This window comes from Pseudomonas sp. MM211, from assembly GCF_020386635.1.
Taxonomy (GTDB): domain Bacteria; phylum Pseudomonadota; class Gammaproteobacteria; order Pseudomonadales; family Pseudomonadaceae; genus Aquipseudomonas.
Genome location: NZ_CP081942.1, coordinates 2,687,428 through 2,706,159 on the forward strand (window position 1 = coordinate 2,687,428; position 18,732 = coordinate 2,706,159).

At 58.6% G+C, this 18,732-nt stretch carries 15 protein-coding genes and 5 tRNA genes; 15 read left to right on the plus strand and 5 right to left on the minus strand.

Features of this window, described 5'->3' with window-relative positions:
- Positions 1-6 precede the first annotated feature (6 nt).
- The 9 genes from astE (at position 7) to K5Q02_RS12345 (ending at position 7,236) form a co-directional block, all read left to right on the plus strand.
- Positions 7-1,017, plus strand: coding sequence for a succinylglutamate desuccinylase (gene astE / locus K5Q02_RS12305; protein WP_225830867.1), 1,011 nt, complete (start codon positions 7-9; stop codon positions 1,015-1,017).
- Positions 1,018-1,074: 57 nt separating this feature from the next.
- Positions 1,075-2,076 carry a low-specificity L-threonine aldolase gene (ltaE, locus tag K5Q02_RS12310; protein ID WP_225830869.1) on the plus strand — a complete coding sequence of 334 codons (1,002 nt, stop codon included), beginning with the start codon at positions 1,075-1,077 and terminating at the stop codon, positions 2,074-2,076.
- Between the two features lie 221 nt (positions 2,077-2,297).
- Entirely contained in the window at positions 2,298-4,922 is a 2,625-nt protein-coding gene (alaS, locus tag K5Q02_RS12315) for an alanine--tRNA ligase (RefSeq protein WP_225830871.1), read from the plus strand.
- Positions 4,923-5,033: 111 nt separating this feature from the next.
- Entirely contained in the window at positions 5,034-6,272 is a 1,239-nt protein-coding gene (locus K5Q02_RS12320) for an aspartate kinase (protein ID WP_225830872.1), read from the plus strand.
- A gap of 182 nt (positions 6,273-6,454) precedes the next feature.
- Positions 6,455-6,640, plus strand: a complete 186-nt coding sequence (gene csrA / locus K5Q02_RS12325) for a carbon storage regulator CsrA (RefSeq protein WP_013792214.1) — start codon at positions 6,455-6,457, stop codon at positions 6,638-6,640.
- A gap of 61 nt (positions 6,641-6,701) precedes the next feature.
- A tRNA-Ser gene (locus K5Q02_RS12330) sits at positions 6,702-6,792 on the plus strand.
- A gap of 71 nt (positions 6,793-6,863) precedes the next feature.
- Positions 6,864-6,940: transfer RNA gene (locus K5Q02_RS12335), tRNA-Arg, on the plus strand.
- Positions 6,941-7,011: 71 nt separating this feature from the next.
- Positions 7,012-7,088: transfer RNA gene (locus tag K5Q02_RS12340), tRNA-Arg, on the plus strand.
- Positions 7,089-7,159: 71 nt separating this feature from the next.
- Positions 7,160-7,236, plus strand: a tRNA-Arg gene (locus K5Q02_RS12345).
- A 41-nt stretch (positions 7,237-7,277) separates the two neighbouring features.
- On the opposite strand, the gene bamE is transcribed toward K5Q02_RS12345, so the two are convergent.
- Positions 7,278-7,772, minus strand: coding sequence for an outer membrane protein assembly factor BamE domain-containing protein (gene bamE, locus K5Q02_RS12350; protein WP_225830874.1), 495 nt, complete (start codon positions 7,770-7,772; stop codon positions 7,278-7,280).
- Between the two features lie 311 nt (positions 7,773-8,083).
- Between bamE and mgtE the strand changes: the two genes are divergently transcribed.
- A complete protein-coding gene (mgtE, locus tag K5Q02_RS12355) occupies positions 8,084-9,532 on the plus strand; it encodes a magnesium transporter (protein WP_225830876.1) in 1,449 nt (482 codons plus the stop codon).
- Positions 9,533-9,596: 64 nt separating this feature from the next.
- On the opposite strand, the gene K5Q02_RS12360 is transcribed toward mgtE, so the two are convergent.
- Complete coding sequence (locus K5Q02_RS12360) at positions 9,597-9,926, minus strand: Arc family DNA-binding protein (protein WP_027906133.1); 330 nt, start codon at positions 9,924-9,926, stop codon at positions 9,597-9,599.
- A gap of 499 nt (positions 9,927-10,425) precedes the next feature.
- On the opposite strand from K5Q02_RS12360, the gene phnN reads away from it, so the two are divergent.
- On the plus strand, positions 10,426-11,004 hold the full coding sequence (gene phnN, locus K5Q02_RS12365; RefSeq protein ID WP_225830877.1) for a phosphonate metabolism protein/1,5-bisphosphokinase (PRPP-forming) PhnN: 579 nt from the start codon (positions 10,426-10,428) through the stop codon (positions 11,002-11,004).
- Between the two features lie 53 nt (positions 11,005-11,057).
- On the opposite strand, the gene K5Q02_RS12370 is transcribed toward phnN, so the two are convergent.
- The 3 genes from K5Q02_RS12370 to K5Q02_RS12380 all read right to left on the minus strand — a co-directional run bounded on the left by K5Q02_RS12370 (position 11,058) and on the right by K5Q02_RS12380 (position 12,312).
- On the minus strand, positions 11,058-11,243 hold the full coding sequence (locus K5Q02_RS12370) for a PA3371 family protein (protein WP_225830879.1): 186 nt from the start codon (positions 11,241-11,243) through the stop codon (positions 11,058-11,060).
- Positions 11,244-11,430: 187 nt separating this feature from the next.
- Positions 11,431-11,667 (minus strand): hypothetical protein, encoded by a 237-nt coding sequence (locus K5Q02_RS12375; protein WP_225830881.1) that lies wholly within the window; start codon positions 11,665-11,667, stop codon positions 11,431-11,433.
- Between the two features lie 177 nt (positions 11,668-11,844).
- On the minus strand, positions 11,845-12,312 hold the full coding sequence (locus K5Q02_RS12380) for an Lrp/AsnC family transcriptional regulator (protein ID WP_225830883.1): 468 nt from the start codon (positions 12,310-12,312) through the stop codon (positions 11,845-11,847).
- Between the two features lie 202 nt (positions 12,313-12,514).
- Between K5Q02_RS12380 and K5Q02_RS12385 the strand changes: the two genes are divergently transcribed.
- The 4 genes from K5Q02_RS12385 (at position 12,515) to K5Q02_RS12400 (ending at position 18,711) form a co-directional block, all read left to right on the plus strand.
- The gene (locus K5Q02_RS12385; protein ID WP_225830884.1) at positions 12,515-15,982 is read left to right on the plus strand and encodes an indolepyruvate ferredoxin oxidoreductase family protein; all 3,468 of its coding nucleotides are present in this window, start codon (positions 12,515-12,517) and stop codon (positions 15,980-15,982) included.
- Positions 15,983-16,070: 88 nt separating this feature from the next.
- A tRNA-Arg gene (locus tag K5Q02_RS12390) sits at positions 16,071-16,145 on the plus strand.
- Between the two features lie 382 nt (positions 16,146-16,527).
- A complete protein-coding gene (locus tag K5Q02_RS12395; protein ID WP_225839675.1) occupies positions 16,528-17,187 on the plus strand; it encodes a YceH family protein in 660 nt (219 codons plus the stop codon).
- A gap of 192 nt (positions 17,188-17,379) precedes the next feature.
- Positions 17,380-18,711, plus strand: a complete 1,332-nt coding sequence (locus K5Q02_RS12400) for an MFS transporter (protein ID WP_225830886.1) — start codon at positions 17,380-17,382, stop codon at positions 18,709-18,711.
- The last annotated feature ends 21 nt before the right edge of the window (positions 18,712-18,732 follow it).

Sequence of the window (18,732 nt, forward strand, 5' to 3'; positions counted from 1 at the left end):
AACCCTATGCTTGCCCTCGGTAACCTGCTCGAACTGACCCTGGCTGGCTATGAGCCTGCCTCGAAGATCCAGCTGACGCCGGAGGGCACGCGCCTGCGATGGCTGGCCGAGGGTGCACTTGAAATCACTCCGGCCAGCGGCCGCGACAATGGTATGGATCTGCTGCTCTCAGCAGGTATCCATGGCAATGAAACAGCCCCTATCGAACTGCTCGACCGCCTCTTGTGCCGCATCGCGCGCAATGAGCTGCAGCCGCGGGCACGCCTGTTACTGCTGTTCGGCAACCCCGCGGCGATGCGCCGTGGCGTTCGCTTCGTCGAGCAGGATATCAACCGGCTGTTCAGCGGCCGGCACGAGCTCAGTAGCGGCGGCGAGGCGATGCGCGCCTGTGAGTTGGAGCATCTGGCGGTATCGTTCTTTGCCGATGCTTCGCGCACGCGCCTGCATTACGACCTGCATACCGCTATCCGCGCTTCGCGCATTGAGCAGTTCGCCCTCTATCCCTGGGCCGAAGGGCGTCGCCAATCTCGCCGCGAATGTGCACGGTTGCAGGCTGCCGGTATCGACGCGGTGCTGCTGCAGAGCAAGGCGTCGACTACGTTCAGCGCCTACACTTATGCTCAATTGGGTGCCGAAGCGTTCACCTTGGAACTGGGCAAAGCCAGGCCGTTTGGCCACAACGAAATGGTCAATCTGGATCATCTGGAACTGCGCCTGGAGGTTCTCATCGAAGGGCGCGAGCCCCCGATCGATGAGTCGGCAACCGAGCGTCTGCAGCTTTTTTCCTTTGCCCGCGAGGTGATCAAGCACAGCGACGCCTTTACCCTGCACCTCCCATCAGACGTGGAAAACTTCACCGAGCTGGAATCCGGTTATCTGCTGGCGGAAGACCTGGCCAGTAGCCGCTGGGTTGTGGAAGAGCAGGGTGCGCGGATCATTTTCCCCAATCCCAAAGTGCATAATGGCCAGCGCGCCGGCATCCTGATCGTTCCGGCCGACGTTTCGTTGTTGGAGTGATCACCCATAGGCGTGGCGCATTCTATTTTTCGTTTATCTGCCCGCACAGGAGTGCATATGCCCATCATCGATCTGCGTAGCGACACCGTCACCCAACCTACCGCCGGCATGCGTGACGCAATGCTGTCCGCTGAGCTGGGCGATGACGTGTACGGCGAAGATCCAACCGTCAACCGCCTGGAGCAGCGCCTTGCGCAGCAACTCGGCTTCGCTGCTGCGCTGTTCGTGCCGACCGGCACCATGAGCAACCTGCTTGGCTTGATGGCTCACTGCGAGCGCGGTGACGAATACATCGTCGGCCAGCAAGCGCACACCTATAAGTACGAAGGCGGTGGCGCCGCCGTTCTTGGCTCGATCCAGCCCCAGCCACTGGATATGGAGCTGGACGGTTCTCTGGATCTGGCACGGGTCGAAGGAGCGATCAAGCAGGACGACTTTCATTTCGCGCGCACCCGCCTGCTGGCGCTGGAAAACACCATGCAGGGCAAGGTGCTGCCCCTGGAGTATCTGGCCGACGCCCGCGCCTTCACGCGCAACAAGGGATTGGCGCTACACCTCGATGGCGCGCGGCTGTTCAATGCTGCCGTCAAACTGGGTGTCGAGGCGGGTGAAATCACCCAGTATTTCGATTCGGTCTCTGTGTGCCTGTCTAAGGGTCTGGGCGCGCCGGTGGGTTCCGTGCTGTGTGGTAGCGAGGCGCTGATCGCCAAGGCTCGGCGCCTGCGCAAGATGGTCGGTGGCGGTATGCGTCAGGCGGGCGTGTTGGCCGCAGCCGGTCAGTATGCGCTGGATCACCAGGTCGAGCGCCTGGTCGAGGATCACGCCAATGCCGACTGCCTGGCCGCTGGCCTGCGTGAGCTGGGCTACTCCGTCGAGCCGGTGCAGACCAATATGGTCTACGTGCAGATCGGCGAACGTGCTGGCGAGCTGAAAGCCTTCTGCGCCGAGCGCGGTATTCGCCTGAGCGCTGCGCCACGCCTGCGCATGGTCACCCATCTGGATGTGGGTGCCGATGCAGTAGGGCAGGTGATTGAGGCCTTCGCTGCTTTTCGCGGCTGAGCCTGCGTTATGGGGCAGGCTCCTGCCCTGTCGATGATGCCAGTGGGCCGCATCAGACAGCCCACTCCCAGTTTGCCGGCCAGCGGTGCAGGCCGCTGATTCCCGGCCATCGAGCCACCGGCAAATAATTCAGGCTATGCCCTAGCCGCCACGGACAAGCCCGATATAATGCGGGCTTTTGCCGGCTTCGCCGTGGCCGCCTGTTTTCCTGGAAAATGCCAATGAAAAGCGCAGAAATCCGTGAAGCTTTCCTGAGCTTCTTCGAAGAGAAGGGGCACACCCGTGTCGCTTCCAGCTCCCTGATTCCAAACAACGATCCAACGTTGCTGTTCACCAACGCCGGCATGAACCAGTTCAAGGACTGCTTCCTGGGCCTGGAAAAGCGTGCCTACACACGCGCTGCGAGTAGCCAGAAGTGCGTGCGCGCGGGCGGTAAACACAACGATCTGGAAAACGTCGGCTATACCGCACGTCACCACACGTTCTTCGAAATGCTCGGCAACTTCAGCTTTGGCGACTATTTCAAGCGTGATGCCATCCACTTCGCCTGGGAGTTCCTCACCGGCGAAAAGTGGCTGAACCTGCCCAAGGAAAAGCTCTGGGTTACGGTCTATGCCACCGATGACGAGGCTTACGACATCTGGAACAAGGAAGTCGGTGTGCCGGCCGAGCGGATGATCCGCATTGGCGACAACAAGGGCGCGCCGTATGCCTCCGACAACTTCTGGACTATGGGCGACACCGGTCCGTGCGGCCCGTGCACCGAGATCTTCTTTGACCACGGCGACCACATCTGGGGTGGCCCACCCGGCTCCGCGGAAGAGGACGGCGACCGTTACATCGAAATCTGGAACAACGTGTTCATGCAGTTCAACCGCACGGCTGACGGTGTTCTGCACCCACTGCCGGCGCCGAGTGTGGACACCGGCATGGGGCTGGAGCGTATCAGCGCGGTGCTGCAGCACGTTAATTCGAACTACGAGATCGACCTGTTCCAGAGCCTGCTCGACGCCAGCGCTCAAGCCATCGGCTGCGCCAACAATGGCGACGCGTCGCTGAAAGTGGTGGCTGACCACATCCGCTCCTGCAGCTTCCTGATCGCCGACGGTGTCACCCCGTCCAACGAAGGCCGCGGTTACGTGCTGCGCCGCATCGTTCGCCGCGCTTGCCGTCACGGCAACAAGCTGGGCGCTAAGGGCAGTTTCTTCCACAAGATCGTCGCGGCCCTGGCCAGCGAGATGGGCGAAGCCTTCCCGGAGCTGAAACAGCAGCAGGCGCATATCGAGCGCGTACTGAAAACCGAAGAAGAGCAGTTCGCCAAGACCCTGGAACAGGGCCTGAAGATCCTCGAGCAGGATCTGGCTGAGCTCAGCGGTACGGTGATTCCGGGTGAGGTGATCTTCAAGCTGTACGACACCTACGGTTTCCCGATGGATCTGACCGGTGATATCGCCCGTGAGCGCGAGCTGACCCTCGACGAGGCCGGCTTCGAGCGCGAGATGGAAGCCCAGCGTGTACGTGCCCGTTCCGCCAGCGCCTTCGGTGTGGACTACAACAACCTGGTCAAGGTCGACGCCGATACCCGTTTCCTCGGCTATAACGCCACCGTTGCCAGCGGCGAGCTGCTGGTGCTGCTGCGCGACGGTCAATCCGTCGACACCCTGAACGAAGGTGAGGAGGGCGTCGTAGTCCTCGACCAGACGCCGTTCTACGCTGAATCCGGTGGTCAGATCGGCGACTGTGGCTTCCTCGAGGGCCCAGGCGTGCGTTTCGACGTGCGCGACACCACCAAGGTCGGCGGCGCCTGGTTGCACCACGGTGTGGTCAGCAAGGGCAGCCTGAGCGTTGGTGCCTCGATCAACGCCGAAGTGGATGCCTCCGTGCGTACTGCAACCGGGCTCAACCACTCGGCGACTCACCTGCTGCATGCTGCGCTGCGCCAGGTGCTCGGCGAGCACGTGCAGCAGAAAGGCTCGCTGGTGGACAGCCAGCGCCTGCGCTTCGACTTCAGTCACTTCGAGGCGATCAAGCCTGAGCAGCTCAAGGAGCTGGAAGAGATCGTCAACCGCGAAGTGCGCCGCAACACACCGGTACAGACCGAAGAGATGGATATCGAAAGTGCCAAGGCCAAAGGCGCCATGGCGCTGTTCGGTGAAAAGTATGGCGACAACGTGCGCGTGCTGACCATGGGCGATGGCTTCTCCGTCGAGCTCTGTGGCGGCATCCATGCCAACCGTACCGGTGATATCGGCGTGTTCAAGATCGTCAGCGAAGGCGGTGTGGCAGCTGGCGTGCGCCGTATCGAAGCGGTCACGGGCGCTGCGGCGTTCGCCTATCTGAATGGCGCGGAAGAGCAATTGAAAGAGGCGGCAACGCTGGTCAAGGGCAGTCGCGACAATCTGCTCGACAAACTTGCTGCCGTACTCGATCGCAATCGCCAGCTGGAAAAAGAGCTGGATCAGCTCAAGGCCAAGGCCGCCAGTGCGGCTGGCAGCGATCTGGCCGGTTCCGCCGTGGACATCAAGGGCGTCAAGACGCTCAGTGCGCGCATCGACGGTCTGGATGGCAAGGGCCTGCTGGCGCTGGTCGATCAATTGAAGAACAAGCTCGGCAGCGCGGTGATCCTGCTCGGCGGCGTGCAGGACGATAAGGTCGTGCTGGTTGCCGGCGTGACCCAGGATCTGACTGGCAAGCTGAAGGCCGGCGACTTGATGAAACAGGCCGCTGCTGCAGTCGGCGGCAAGGGCGGTGGTCGGCCGGACATGGCGCAGGGCGGTGGGGTCGATGCGGCTGCACTGGATGGCGCCCTGGCGCTGATCGGCCCGTTCGTCGAACAGGGCCTCTAAGGCTCGTAACTCAAGCGTGACCACGCTGCTTGCCATGCCCGGTGAGCGGCGTGGTGGTGTGCGGTGTTGTCTGTTTAATGGGCGCCCTTCACGGGCTGAGGCAGCTTTGAAATGGCTTTGATCGTACAGAAATTCGGCGGTACTTCCGTCGGCACCATCGAGCGAATCGCGCAGGTCGCCGAGAAGGTGAAGAAATTCCGCGAAAGGGGTGACGACATCGTCGTCGTGTTGTCCGCCATGAGCGGCGAGACCAATCGCCTTATCGATCTGGCCAAGCAGATCAGTGATGGTCAGCCAGTGGCGCGAGAGCTCGACGTGATGGTGTCCACTGGCGAGCAGGTGACCATTGCGCTGCTGGCTATGGCGCTGATCAGGCTTGGCGTGCCAGCGGTGTCCTACACCGGCAGCCAGGTGCGCATCCTGACCGACAGCTCGCATACCAAGGCGCGCATCCTGAGCATCGACGACGCCAACATTCGCGCTGACCTCAAGGCTGGTCGTGTGGTGGTGGTTGCCGGCTTCCAGGGTGTCGACGAGCAGGGCAATATCACCACCCTCGGGCGTGGCGGCTCCGACACTACCGGTGTGGCCCTGGCAGCGGCCTTGAAAGCCGATGAGTGCCAGATCTATACGGATGTCGATGGCGTTTACACCACGGATCCGCGGGTCGTGCCCAAGGCTCAGCGTCTGGAGAAGATTACCTTCGAAGAGATGCTGGAAATGGCCAGCCTTGGTTCCAAAGTGTTGCAAATTCGCTCGGTGGAGTTCGCCGGCAAGTACAACGTCCCGCTGCGCGTTCTGCACAGCTTTCAAGAGGGGCCGGGCACCCTCATTACCATTGATGAAGAGGAATCCATGGAACAGCCGATCATCTCCGGCATCGCCTTCAATCGCGATGAAGCCAAGCTGACCATCCGTGGCGTACCTGATCTGCCGGGCGTTGCTTTCAAGATTCTTGGCCCGATCAGCTCCGCCAATATCGAAGTGGATATGATCGTGCAGAATGTCGCGCACGATAACACCACCGACTTTACCTTCACCGTGCACCGTAACGACTACCCAGGCGCCCAGCAGGTGCTCGAAGCCACTGCGCGCGATCTGGGGGCTCGTGAGGTGGTGGGGGACGTGAACATCGCCAAGGTGTCCATTGTCGGCGTTGGTATGCGCTCTCACGCGGGTGTCGCCAGTCGCATGTTCGAAGCGCTGGCCAAGGAAAACATCAATATTCAGATGATCTCTACCTCGGAAATCAAGGTCTCGGTGGTCATCGAAGAGAAATATCTGGAATTGGCCGTGCGTGCCCTGCACACTGCGTTCGAGCTGGATGCACCTGCCCGTCAGGGCGACTGAGGTATCCTGCAAAAGGTGCGGTTCTTCCGCGCCTTTTGCACTTTTGGTTAGTGTTGGCGGAACTTTCCGTCCGTCTGCGCTGGTCAATAGCTGGGCGTCGGCAATTTCGTATTGATCTTGGCCGGTGCTTTTCAACTGCTTGCAGACGTGTTGTCCGTAATTGAATCCGTAAGGAGAAAGGAATGCTGATTCTGACTCGTCGGGTCGGAGAGACCCTGATGGTGGGTGACGAAGTCACTGTCACCGTGTTGGGCGTTAAAGGTAATCAGGTGCGGATTGGCGTCAATGCGCCTAAGGAAGTAGCCGTACACCGTGAAGAGATTTACCAGCGCATCCAGAAAGAGAAGGGCGAAGAACCAAACCACTAATTTTTCTCGAAATTTTGGTTTGCAAGCGGGGGAAATATGAGTATTATGCGCCCCGTGTTGCGGAGAGGTGGCCGAGTGGCCGAAGGCGCTCCCCTGCTAAGGGAGTACACCTCAAAAGGGTGTCGGGGGTTCGAATCCCCCCTTCTCCGCCATTATTTGGCAAGCCTGGTTTAAATCGGGCAAGCAAAAAAACCAGCGGTGATCTGGTCTAAAAACACCAAACGGACTCATAGCTCAGCTGGATAGAGTACTCGGCTACGAACCGAGCGGTCGGAGGTTCGAATCCTCCTGAGTCCGCCATATTGAATGGCTTGCAGCAGTGCAGGCCATTTTGTTTCAACCAGCGGTGATCTGGTCTAAAAACACCAAACGGACTCATAGCTCAGCTGGATAGAGTACTCGGCTACGAACCGAGCGGTCGGAGGTTCGAATCCTCCTGAGTCCGCCATATTGAATGGCTTGCAGCAGTGCAGATCATTTTGTTCCAACCAGCGGTGGTCTGGTCTAAAAACACCAAACGGACTCATAGCTCAGCTGGATAGAGTACTCGGCTACGAACCGAGCGGTCGGAGGTTCGAATCCTCCTGAGTCCGCCATACAAAAAGGGCCTGCAGCAATGCAGGCCCTTTTTCTTTGCCTAGCGTTTTCCCATTACGCAGTCATTCTGGTCGAAGCTCACCGTGCGTCGCTCGCTGTTGTACTTGCTGGCGTAGTGATAGGTCGTCTGGCTGTTACGGCGGCTAATGCGCTCGGGCTTGCCTAGAGCGCTTTCTACGTCGCTACGGGTCATGCCGGGGCGCACCTGTTTTCTGATGATCGCTTCGCGCCTTGCGTTGCCGGTAACGGCATTGCCACAGCCGTCCTGCTGCTCGCCGACCACGGTCAGAGAACTGCTGGCGTTTGCTGCTGCGCTTTTAATGGCGGGTTGTGGTATTGCCAGCGGAACGGCCGCTCCGCTGCCGGGTCTTGGATTGTGGGCGTCCTGAATGTGCTGTTGCTGGCTTTCCGTGCAGCCGTGCCGAGTGAAGGTGATGTGACCATTGTCGTCTTCGCAGCGAAAAACACTCGAGGCGATCAGCGGGGTGGGGCAGAGTAAGATGGCGCAAACGGTTGCGCAGCGCATTCGATGCATGTGACGTCCTCCGTGACGTGTCCTGGTTCAAGGTTAGCTGATGCGTTTCTAGCTGCCAGGTGTCTTCTTGTGTGCCTGCTATTCGAACTCCTGTGAGCGGGTTCAGGAAAGCACTGCAAGCGCTTGTCTTGCCATGCCTTTGTCACGTACATCGCCGATTGGCGTGTTATTATTCATCTGTCAGCCCCGTCGGGGCTTGTGGATCCTCACCATGGACTTACCCAGTAGTAATTCAGAATTTCAAGTGTGCAATCACGTATTGATTGATTGACCCTCGCTGGCGCGCGCCGCCGCTGGGGGCGGAGTGTGCCATGTCAGAAGTAGAAACCAAGAAGCCGCAAGAAAGCCTGCAGGATCGACTCGCTCAGGTCGTCGAGCTATTGCAGCGGCATCGGCTGGTCGAAGACCTTACCCATCGCCAGGAAGGTCAGCATCAGGATCGCGTCGAAGGTCTGGTGCACCGGCAAAACCTCGCCGAGCTGCAGCGTAAGCTCGATGATCTGCACTCAGCTGACGTCGCCTACATTCTCGAAGCCCTTCCGCTGCAAGATCGTCTAGCTATCTGGCAGTTGGTCAAGGCGGATCGTGATGGTGACATTCTTCTCGAAGTGTCCGACGCCGTGCGTGAGACGCTGCTTGCCGATATGGAGGATCACGAGATCCTCGCGGCGGCCAAGGAGATGGATGCCGACGAATTAGCGGATCTGGCATCCGAGCTTCCGCGTGACGTTGTCCACGAGCTGATGGAAACCCTCGACGCTCAGCAGCGCGAGCGCGTGCGTTCTGCGCTGTCCTATGAGGAGGAGCAGGTCGGTGCGCTCATGGACTTCGAGATGGTCACCATCCGTGAAGACGTCAGTCTGGAGGTGGTGCTGCGTTATCTGCGCCGCCTCAAGGAGCTGCCGGGGCATACCGACAAGTTGTTCGTGGTCGATTACGACGGTGTGCTCAAGGGTGTGCTATCGATCAAGCGCCTGCTGGTAAACGACCCGGAGAAGCAGGTTGCCGATGTCATGGCTAATGACCCGGTCAGTTTTCATCCTGATGAAGATGCCTACGACGCCGCTCAGGCTTTCGAGCGTTATGACTTGATTTCTGCGCCGGTAGTCGACAAGAACGGCAAGCTCATTGGTCGTCTGACCATCGATGAAATGGTCGATCTGATCCGTGAGGAAAGCGAAAGCGAAGTCCTCAACATGGCGGGTCTGCGCGAAGAGGAGGATATCTTCGCTTCCGTCTGGAAGTCGCTGCGTAACCGCTGGGCCTGGCTGGCAGTCAATTTGGTTACGGCCTTCATGGCGTCGCGAGTTATTGGCCTGTTCGAGGGTTCTATCGAGAAGTTGGTGGCGTTGGCTGCCTTGATGCCGATCGTTGCAGGTATCGGCGGTAATTCGGGCAATCAGACCATCACCATGATCGTGCGCGCGATGGCGCTCGATCAGGTCAGTACCGGCAATGGCAATACTTCGCGGTTGATTCGCAAGGAGCTGAGTGTTGCGTTGATCAACGGCCTGGTTTGGGGCGGGGTGATTGGTGTCGTGGCGTACGGCTTATATGACAGCTGGTCGTTGGGTTTGGTCATGACTGCAGCGATGACTCTCAATCTGCTTTTGGCGGCTCTGATGGGTGTGCTGATTCCTATGACATTGATGCGCTTGGGGCGTGACCCAGCGATGGGTGCCAGTGTGATGATCACGGCCGTCACCGATAGTGGTGGTTTTTTCATTTTCCTGGGCATGGCTTCGCTATTCCTCCTGTAGTGAGGTTTAGCTTTTCGCAGGCAACAAAAAACCGGCTTAAAGCCGGTTTTTTGTTTTCGTGCAGTTAGTCGTCGTTGCCGGCAGCCATCTCTGCATCGTGCGCGATCAGCGCGACGAGCGCATTCTGCTGACGGCGGGACAGCTGACGGAAGCGCTGCAGTAGTTCCCGTTCGTGCAGAGACAGCTCGGGGCTGTCCAGGCGCACGCCGAGTTCGTCGTCCAGGGCGCCTTCCTGAAGCATGCTCTGCTCCAGGCGCGCAATGATCTCGGAGTTCATGCTGCGGTGGTGTTGGCGTGCGACATCAGCAATGCGCTCGCGCATGCCGTCGGGCAACCGAACGACGAACTTGTCAGCCGTACGGCTGGAGTAAATAGCCTGTTTCATAGGGCGCATACATCAACCAATTAGTTCAGGGAAACGAAGCTGTAGTGGCATATAGCTACGGGATTGTCAGCATTTCGACCATCTTTAACGCTAGCCGTTCAACTCGGTCGGAATTTTGTCTGGTGATCGTACCATGCGGGCATCAGATAATTGACGCCAATTACGTGTCGTATTCTGGCCTGAATAAAGGCTTTATGCCAGCACCAGTTATCGAAATTAGTCTCGAATGCGTGGAAAGTCGCATTTATCGGCCGTTTGCCACGAGAATCACTACGTCCTGCATTCGAGTTTGTGCTGCCAGCCCAGGCAGTTTCGAGGCCGGGTGTGCCGCGCGATTATTATCACCCGTGTGGCATGGGTGTAGCGCTACATGAACGCAGTACAGGTAGTATCCAGCGCGTGTCGAGTCCGGTAAGCGAATGATATCGCTCCGTTTGATTTGCGTAGTGAACTGCGTCGCTATGGTACTAAATCACCTGGCTGGAAAAGGCCAAAAGAGGTTTTCTAAATGGCGGGTAGGCTGGTCTATCTCATGGGGCCTTCTGGTTCGGGCAAAGACAGCCTGATTGATGCTGCACGTAAGCGTTTGGATACTCTTGGATGCAGAGTTGCTAAACGTGTAATCACCCGCTCTGCGGAGGCTGTGGGAGAGGATGCTATCTCCGTCTCTTTCGATGAGTTCGAAAAGCGCCTGCTAGCCGGTGCTTTCGCGATGAGCTGGCAAGCTAATAGCCTAGCCTACGGCATCCCCAAGGAAGTCGATATGTGGTTGGCGGCGGGGTATCAGGTACTGATCAACGGTTCTCGGGGGTATCTGGAGGAGGCTCGGCAGCTTTACCCTGGACTGTTGCCCATACTGCTAGAGGTCGAGCCAGATGTGTTGCGCTCACGGTTGCTGCATCGTGGTCGCGAAGCGCCTGATGAGATCGATGCCAGATTAGCGCGTAACGGGAAGTTTGTTGCTGGTCCGGAGGGTTGGGCTGAGCACGACGTAATTCGGCTCGATAACTCCGGATCTATTGAAGACACGGTTATCAGATTGCTGCATTTGGTGCTGACCAAAACGCCTGATAAGCCTGCTAGCTAGGGCGCTTTTTATTGCCGCACCCTGTTGGCTATCGCCAAAGCGCATGTGCCGAGCTAGCGTAGAACAGGATCGAACTTGACCCGCTTGCCTATCAGCAAGGCGACCGCCAGTGATACCACGCTTATCGGCAGCGCGATCCGTGCGGCTGCAGTCAGCCATTCAGCCTGGCCAGGAGTCATCCACAGCAGGCTTGCCGATACCACTGCCATCAGCAGGAATAACAGGGCTGGTTTGGACATCATGCTCTCCTCGCGCTCTGCGCTTGGCACTCAGAAAAATGGGTCATGGGGGCCATTCTGATCATCTCTGGAAGTCTGCGGCGGAATGCGATCGGACAGCCCGTCGATCAGCCAGATTGCTACGCAGGCGATGGTGGCCAACAGCAATACGAAACCTGGGAAAAATACGCTCCACATGGCCCGGCACTCAGAAGGTAAAACGCTGTTGCGGACGGGGTTGCCACTCGCTGTTGGTCAGTGGCTTGGCTTCGAACTGGCCAGGCTCGACCTTAGTCGCATGTTGGAATTGCACGGGTGTGGCGCGCATCTGCTGCACCAGGTGCATGGCTGTGGCCTGCTGCTGGTTATTTTGAAAATTGGCGAATGCGGCGCCTGCTAGCAGGGTCAGAGCGATGGCGGTGGCCAGGGCGATGAAGCTGTTCATAGTGGGGTTCTCGCATTCGGATTCTATGCGAGTAAAAGAGCAGTTCCCGTGCCAATCTTTTTAAATAAAAAAATACTTATAAATCAATGGCTTGAGTAACTATTTGCAGCTTGTTGCCGTGCATGTTGCAAGGTCGCTCAACTGCCGCATTGCAAAATGCATGAATGTCACCCGCCGTCAGTCCAGAGGCAGCTCCGTGGTGCGCTTCACTTCGCTCATTGCGATGCCTGAGTGCGCCTCCTGAACGTGGGGGCGCTGCAGGAGCTGGTCGCGCAGAAATCGCTCGTAACTGGCGATATCCCGCGCCACCACCTTGAGCAGATAGTCAGAGCTACCGGCCATGGTGTAGCACTCCAGAACCTCCGGATAGCCAATGATCGCTTGCTCGAATTCGTCGAGATTGCTGCGCCCGTGGGCTGATAATTTGATGCTGACGAAAACGGTGATGTTGAAGCCGAGTCGTTTATGGCTGAGCAGTGCGACTTTTCGTTCGATGAAGCCTTCTTCCTGCAGGCGGTTGATGCGTCGCCAGCAAGGTGACTGGGACAGCTCCACTTTCTTGGCTATCTCGGCGGCGCTCAGGTCGGCATTGCGTTGCATCAGGCGCAGGATGCGGCGGTCGATGGCGCTCAATGGCTCGTGCATGTTCGTTTCCGTTTAGTCGTTTTTATTGGAACGTTCATGCTCAGTATTGGCATTGGCGGCGCAAATGAGAAAGAAAAAATCGCTGAGCTCCGGTCTATGCTTAAGGCAGCCATCCATACAGTGATCCTGATGGATGTGGACAAGTGGCACCTACCGTTGCCACTTGAAAAGGTCGCTATAAAAACAACAGGAGCGCCGCCCTATGTCTTTGGCCGAAATCCGCCTGGACGACAAGTACCGTCTCGCCACGGGTCATCTGTACCTGACCGGCACCCAGGCGCTCACTCGCCTGCCCATGTTGCAGAAGCAGCGTGATTCCGCTGCAGGCCTGAATACAGCCTGCTTCATTTCCGGTTATCGCGGATCGCCGCTGGGTGGGCTGGACAAGAGCCTCTGGGAGGCTCGCGAGTTTCTGCAGCAGAACGCCATTCACTTTCAGCCCGGCGTCAACGAAGAGCTCGGTGCTACTGCGGTCTGGGGTAGCCAGCAGACCAACTTGTTTCCTGGCGCCCGCTACGATGGAGTTTTCGCCATGTGGTATGGCAAAGGTCCGGGTGTCGACCGCAGTGGCGATGTGTTCAAGCACGGCAACTCGGCGGGCGTTTCGCCCCATGGCGGTGTGTTGCTACTGGCCGGTGACGACCATGGCTGCAAGTCGTCAACCATCGCACACCAGAGCGAGCATGCCTTCATTGCCGCTTCGATCCCGGTGCTCAACCCCGCCAATGTTCAGGAAATCCTCGATTACGGCATCATCGGCTGGGAGCTTTCGCGCTACAGCGGCTGCTGGGTGGCGCTGAAAACCATTGCTGAAAACGTCGACTCTTCGGCCGTGGTGGATGTCGATCCGCAGCGCGTGCAGATCAGCCTGCCCAACGATTTCGAACTGCCCGAAGATGGCGTACACATCCGCTGGCCAGATCCTCCCCTGGCTCAGGAAAAACGCCTCAACGTTTACAAGATCTATGCGGCTCGAGCGTTTGCGCGTGCCAACGGCCTGAACAAGATCATGCTCGACTCGCCCAATCCACGGTTGGGCATTATCACCACGGGCAAGTCCTATCTCGATGTGCGGCAGGCTCTGGAGGATCTCGGGCTTGATGACTCACTCTGTGCGCAGATCGGCTTGCGCGTGCTAAAGGTCGGCATGAGTTGGCCGCTGGAGCCAGTTTCCGTGCATGATTTTGCTGAAGGGCTGGATGAAATTCTGGTCGTCGAGGAAAAGCGCAGCATCATCGAGGATCAACTGACCGGCCAGCTCTATAACTGGCCTGTCGGCAAGCGCCCGAGGGTGGTGGGTGAGTTCGACGAGCAGGGCCAGTCGCTGTTGCCCAACCTGGGTGAGCTGACGCCGGCGATGATCGCCCGGGTCATCGCTCGGCGACTGTCTCCCATCTACACCAGTGATGTGATCGAGGCGCGCCTCGGCTTTCTCGATGCCAAGGAAAAGGCCCTGGCGGCGCGCAGCTACAGCACCGTGCGTACCCCGCATTTCTGCTCGGGTTGCCCGCACAACAGCTCCACCAAGGTGCCTGATGGCAGTCGCGCCATGGGTGGCATCGGTTGCCACTACATGACCCAGTGGATGGATCGCAGTACTGAGACCTTCACCCAGATGGGCGGCGAAGGGGTGACCTGGATCGGCCAGGCGCCATTCACCGATACCCCGCACGTGTTCCAGAATCTGGGTGACGGCACCTACTTCCATTCTGGGCATCTGGCCGTGCGTGCTGCTGTCGCGGCAGGCGTCAACATCACCTACAAGATTCTCTACAACGATGCGGTTGCCATGACGGGTGGTCAGCCGGTGGATGGCGAGCTGCGCGTCGATCAACTGAGCCAACAGGTATTCGCCGAGGGTGTTAAACGCATCGCGGTGGTCAGCGATGAGCCTGAGAAGTACCCGAGCCGCTCGACCTTCGCCTCGATCACTACCTTTCATCACCGTCGTGAACTGGATGCCGTGCAGCGTGAAATGCGTGAGTGCAAGGGCGTTTCGGTGATTATCTACGACCAGACCTGCGCGACCGAAAAGCGCCGCCGGCGCAAGCGCGGCAAACTGGTCGATCCTGCGCGGCGCGCCTTTATCAACTCTGCGGTGTGTGAGGGCTGTGGCGACTGCAGCGTGAAATCCAACTGCCTGTCGGTGCTGCCGCTGGAGACTGAACTGGGGCGTAAGCGGGAGATCGATCAGAACGCCTGCAACAAGGATTTCAGTTGCCTGGACGGCTTCTGCCCCAGTTTCGTGACGGTGCACGGCGGGCAACTGCGCCAACCGCAGGCGGTCGGGGCGGGCGCCTTGTTCGTGGCGCTGCCGGAGCCGCGCCTGCCGTCGTTGCAACGGCCCTGGAGCATTCTGCTGCCCGGTGTCGGCGGCAGCGGGGTGACCACCGTGGGAGCATTGCTGGGCATGGCGGCGCACCTGGAAGGTAAGGGCTGCACGGTGCTCGACCAGGCAGGCCTGGCGCAGAAGTTCGGCCCGGTGAATACCCATGTGCGCATCGCCGCCCATCAGGACGATATCTATGCGGTGCGTATCGCCGCCGGCGAGGCAGACCTGCTGATCGGCTGTGACCTGGTGGTGGCGGCCGGCGAGGATGCTCTCGCCAAGCTCAACGAGCAGGTGTCCCACGCGGTCATCAACAGCCATGAGGCGGCCACTGCTGAGTTCACCCGAAACCCCGATGCTCAGGTGCCGGGGCAGGCCATGCGCCAGACGCTGAGCGATGCCGTGGGAGCGGACAAGACCTGGTTCGTCGATGCCACTCATCTGGCAACTCGGCTACTAGGCGATAGCATCGCCACCAACCTGTTCATGCTGGGTTATGCCTACCAGAAAGGGCTGGTGCCGGTCAGCTCTCAAGCCATCGACAAGGCCATCGAGCTGAACAATGTGGCGGTCGCATTCAACCAGCAGGCATTTCTATGGGGGCGGCGCGCCGCCCATGATGCGGCAGCGGTCGAGCGCTTGGTGCGGCCTGCGATCGCAGAGGTACCACGCTGCGAGACGCTGGAAGCAATCCTTGAGGATCGGGTCACACGTCTCACCGCCTATCAGAATGCCACCTATGCCGAGCGTTATCGGCAGTTGGTGATGCGTGTCAGCGAACGTGACAACGACCCTCAGCGTCGCCTGAGCCAGGCCGTGGCGCGTTACTACTTCAAACTTCTGGCCTACAAGGACGAATACGAGGTGGCGCGTCTGTATAGCGACAGCGCTTTCAGCGAGGCATTGCGGGCGCAGTTCGAGGGTGATTTCCGGCTGCAGTTTCATCTGGCGCCTTCCTGGCTCAGTCACACCGACAAGGTAACCGGCGAGCCTCGCAAGCGCAGCTTCGGGCCCTGGATGCTAAAGGCATTCAAGGTGCTGTCGTCGCTGCGGTTCTTGCGTGGCACCTGGGTGGATCCGTTCGCTCATAGCGAAGAACGGCGAATGGAGCGTTCCCTTATTGGTGATTACGAGCGCAGTGTAGGAATGCTGCTTAAAGGCCTCACCGCCTCCAACTACCAGACTGCGTTGGCCATCGCCGAACTTCCAGAGCAGATCCGGGGATATGGGCATGTAAAGGAAAAGGCCGTGCTAAGCGTGCGTGAGCAGGAGCGGCAATTGCAGATAAGGATGAAGGCAGAGGAGATTGCGGTGGTCAGGGTGTTCGAACCGGCAGCTTGATCAAAAGCCCGTTGGCAACGGCATGACAAATCCCGTCGTGATGGTTAACATGCCGGCCGGCTGCTGTAATGAGCGCCGGATCCAACGGGTCTCCTTAGTTCAACGGATAGAATAAGCCCCTCCTAAGGGCTAGATGCTGGTTCGATTCCAGCAGGGGACGCCATGATCCAGCGCTGAGGATGGAGATGTTTCCATCGCGGCTCAGCCACACAAGTTTGCGTTAGCCTGATAAAAATCAAAAAAAGACCCGGCAAAAAGCCGGGTCAATAACCGTGATTAGCCTGATGAGGAGATAAACTGGAGCTTCCGTGTGGATGCATTCAGCTTATCAAGCCAGCTTCGCAGCTGACGATGTAGATAATAATCATTCTCGATTTTTAGTCAATGAAAATCCTTCTCATTTCTTCTGATGGGTTTCCTCGCGCCTGACAGATAGTGCGCAGGCAAATCATGGATTTGCGCCTTTCAGTATTATGCGCTGAGCATGTCATCTTGCCTGTCGGCAGGCTACGCTAGTGGGCATTTCCCTCAGCCAGGTAAGCAATATGTCCGATCAGCCAAACGATGTGCCCGGCGTAGAGCCGTTGACTGCCGTCGAGGCGCGCATTTTAGGGAGCCTGATCGAGAAGCAGGCGACGACCCCGGAAGCTTACCCGCTGACATTGAATTCTCTGGTGCTGGCTTGCAATCAGAAGACCAGCCGCGAGCCGTTGATGAATCTTACCCAGGGTGCTATCGGGCAGGGCTTGCGAAGCCTGGAAGAGCGAGGCTTGGCACGGCTGGTTATGGGGAGTCGTGCTGATCGCTGGGAACAACGTGCCGACAAGGCACTGGAGTTGGTTGCGCCGCAAGTGACGCTGATTGGTTTGCTGTTGCTGCGCGGGCCGCAGACGATCAGTGAGCTGCTTACACGAAGCAATCGCCTACATAACTTCGACGACGCTGAGCAGGTGCAGCACCACTTGGAGCGTTTGATTGGGCGCGAGCTGGTGAGCCTGGTCGGTCGTCAGCCTGGGCAGCGCGAAGATCGCCATGCCCATCTGTTGGGTGATCCGGCGGAGTTGCAGGTGCAGCTACAAGAGCGTTCAAGGCAGGGAGAGCGCTCGTCCGATGGATCTTCTTCGGATCGCCTGGAGGCGCTTGAGGCGCGGATCAATGAGCTTGAGGCGCGCCTGGCAATGCTGGAAGGCAATACATCTGCTTGAGCCTTCAAATGGGCCTTCTCGCATAGGCTACGTATTGCTGCGGAATAATGAACTGTTGTGCACTGCGCATTATCAATAGGGCACTGCCATCACAGGCCGAGCCGTGAAGGCTGTTTGCCCATTGGGTGTTTGTTTGATTTAGATTGAGCTGCCCCTTGGTGGCTTCAAGTTACAAGGAGTCGTCGCAGTCCAATGCGCATGATCTGGAAGTCCTTCAGTTCTCTGTATATCGCCACCGTTTTAATGCTGCTGGGCTCCGGCCTGTTGAGTACCTACCTGGCACTGCGTCTGGCCGAATCCGGCGAGGGCGTTTGGGCGGGCGCGTTGATGGCTGCCAATTACTTCGGGTTGGTGCTGGGCGGCAAGATTGGTCACCGGCTGATTGCTCGTGTCGGCCACATTCGCGCCTATGTGGCCTGTGCTGGCGTAGTCACTGCGGCGGTGCTGGGGCACGGTTTACTCGACTGGCTGCCAGCCTGGCTAGTGCTGCGTGTACTGGTAGGCCTGGGGATGATGTGCCAGTACATGGTCATCGAAAGCTGGCTCAATGAGCAGGCCGATACCAAGCAGCGTGGGTTGGTGTTCGCAGGCTACATGGCGGCCTCTTACCTTGGGCTGGTGCTTGGCCAGCTGGTTCTGGTCGTACACCCGACATTGGGCCTCGAGCTATTGATGCTGGTCGCCTTGGCCTTTGCGCTGTGCCTGGTTCCCGTGGCGCTTACCCGACGTATGCACCCCTCACCCTTGCACCCAGCGCCACTGGAAATGCGCTTCTTCTTTCAGCGTGTTCCCTTATCGCTGACGGCCATTGGCGTAGCCGGCCTGATGATTGGCTCTTTTTATGGTTTGGCACCGCTCTATGCGGCTGACATGGGGCTGGCGACGGAGCAGGTCGGCATATTTATGGGGGCCTGCATTCTTGCCGGCCTGATTGTTCAGGCTCCTCTGGGGTGGCTGTCGGATCGTTTCGACAGGGTCAAGTTGATGCGTGGCATGTCAGGCGTGATGGTGGTTGTGGCGGCGCCGCTGGCTATCCTTCATGAAGCGCCGTTGTTGCTGCTGATTTCAGTTGGTTTTGTTGTCAGCATGCTGCAGTTCAGTCTTTACCCCCTGGCTGTAGCGTTCGCCAATGACCATGTCGAGGCGGATCGGCGTGTGTCGTTGACGGCGATGCTGCTTGTGACATTTGGTGTCGGTGCTTGTATCGGGCCGCTGCTGGTCGGTGTGTTGATGCGTTTTTTCGGCGCCAACATGTTGTACGCCTTCTTCTGCGTCTGCGGCCTGTTCCTGGTCTGGAGAGTGCGCTCGAACATCGTCACGCATCTCCATCAGGTCGATGATGCGCCGCTGCAGCACGTGGCGATGCCCGTGAACATGACCGCTTCACCACTGGTGGCTGCGCTGGATCCACGTGTCGATGAGCAGGTTGTTCAGGATCAGATGCTTGAGCCCGTTGTGATCGATCCTGATGTGCAGACTGACGCCGATTCTGCAGATAAGCCTACGGCACCGACGCAAGCCTGATCAGTCCGGGAATTGTTGATG

What these genes read in the sequence shown, in the direction of transcription:
- K5Q02_RS12370 (WP_225830879.1), bottom strand. Translation starts at nt 11,243, where the DNA reads ATGTCCAAACCAGCCCTGTTATTCCTGCTGATGGCAGTGGTATCGGCA.
- csrA (WP_013792214.1), top strand. Translation starts at nt 6,455, where the DNA reads ATGCTGATTCTGACTCGTCGGGTCGGAGAGACCCTGATGGTGGGTGAC.
- K5Q02_RS12320 (WP_225830872.1), top strand. Translation starts at nt 5,034, where the DNA reads ATGGCTTTGATCGTACAGAAATTCGGCGGTACTTCCGTCGGCACCATC.
- ltaE (WP_225830869.1), top strand. Translation starts at nt 1,075, where the DNA reads ATGCCCATCATCGATCTGCGTAGCGACACCGTCACCCAACCTACCGCC.
- astE (WP_225830867.1), top strand. Translation starts at nt 7, where the DNA reads ATGCTTGCCCTCGGTAACCTGCTCGAACTGACCCTGGCTGGCTATGAG.
- alaS (WP_225830871.1), top strand. Translation starts at nt 2,298, where the DNA reads ATGAAAAGCGCAGAAATCCGTGAAGCTTTCCTGAGCTTCTTCGAAGAG.
- K5Q02_RS12385 (WP_225830884.1), top strand. Translation starts at nt 12,515, where the DNA reads ATGTCTTTGGCCGAAATCCGCCTGGACGACAAGTACCGTCTCGCCACG.
- K5Q02_RS12360 (WP_027906133.1), bottom strand. Translation starts at nt 9,926, where the DNA reads ATGCGCCCTATGAAACAGGCTATTTACTCCAGCCGTACGGCTGACAAG.
- bamE (WP_225830874.1), bottom strand. Translation starts at nt 7,772, where the DNA reads ATGCATCGAATGCGCTGCGCAACCGTTTGCGCCATCTTACTCTGCCCC.
- phnN (WP_225830877.1), top strand. Translation starts at nt 10,426, where the DNA reads ATGGCGGGTAGGCTGGTCTATCTCATGGGGCCTTCTGGTTCGGGCAAA.
- mgtE (WP_225830876.1), top strand. Translation starts at nt 8,084, where the DNA reads ATGTCAGAAGTAGAAACCAAGAAGCCGCAAGAAAGCCTGCAGGATCGA.
- K5Q02_RS12380 (WP_225830883.1), bottom strand. Translation starts at nt 12,312, where the DNA reads ATGCACGAGCCATTGAGCGCCATCGACCGCCGCATCCTGCGCCTGATG.
- K5Q02_RS12375 (WP_225830881.1), bottom strand. Translation starts at nt 11,667, where the DNA reads ATGAACAGCTTCATCGCCCTGGCCACCGCCATCGCTCTGACCCTGCTA.
- K5Q02_RS12395 (WP_225839675.1), top strand. Translation starts at nt 16,528, where the DNA reads ATGTCCGATCAGCCAAACGATGTGCCCGGCGTAGAGCCGTTGACTGCC.
- K5Q02_RS12400 (WP_225830886.1), top strand. Translation starts at nt 17,380, where the DNA reads ATGCGCATGATCTGGAAGTCCTTCAGTTCTCTGTATATCGCCACCGTT.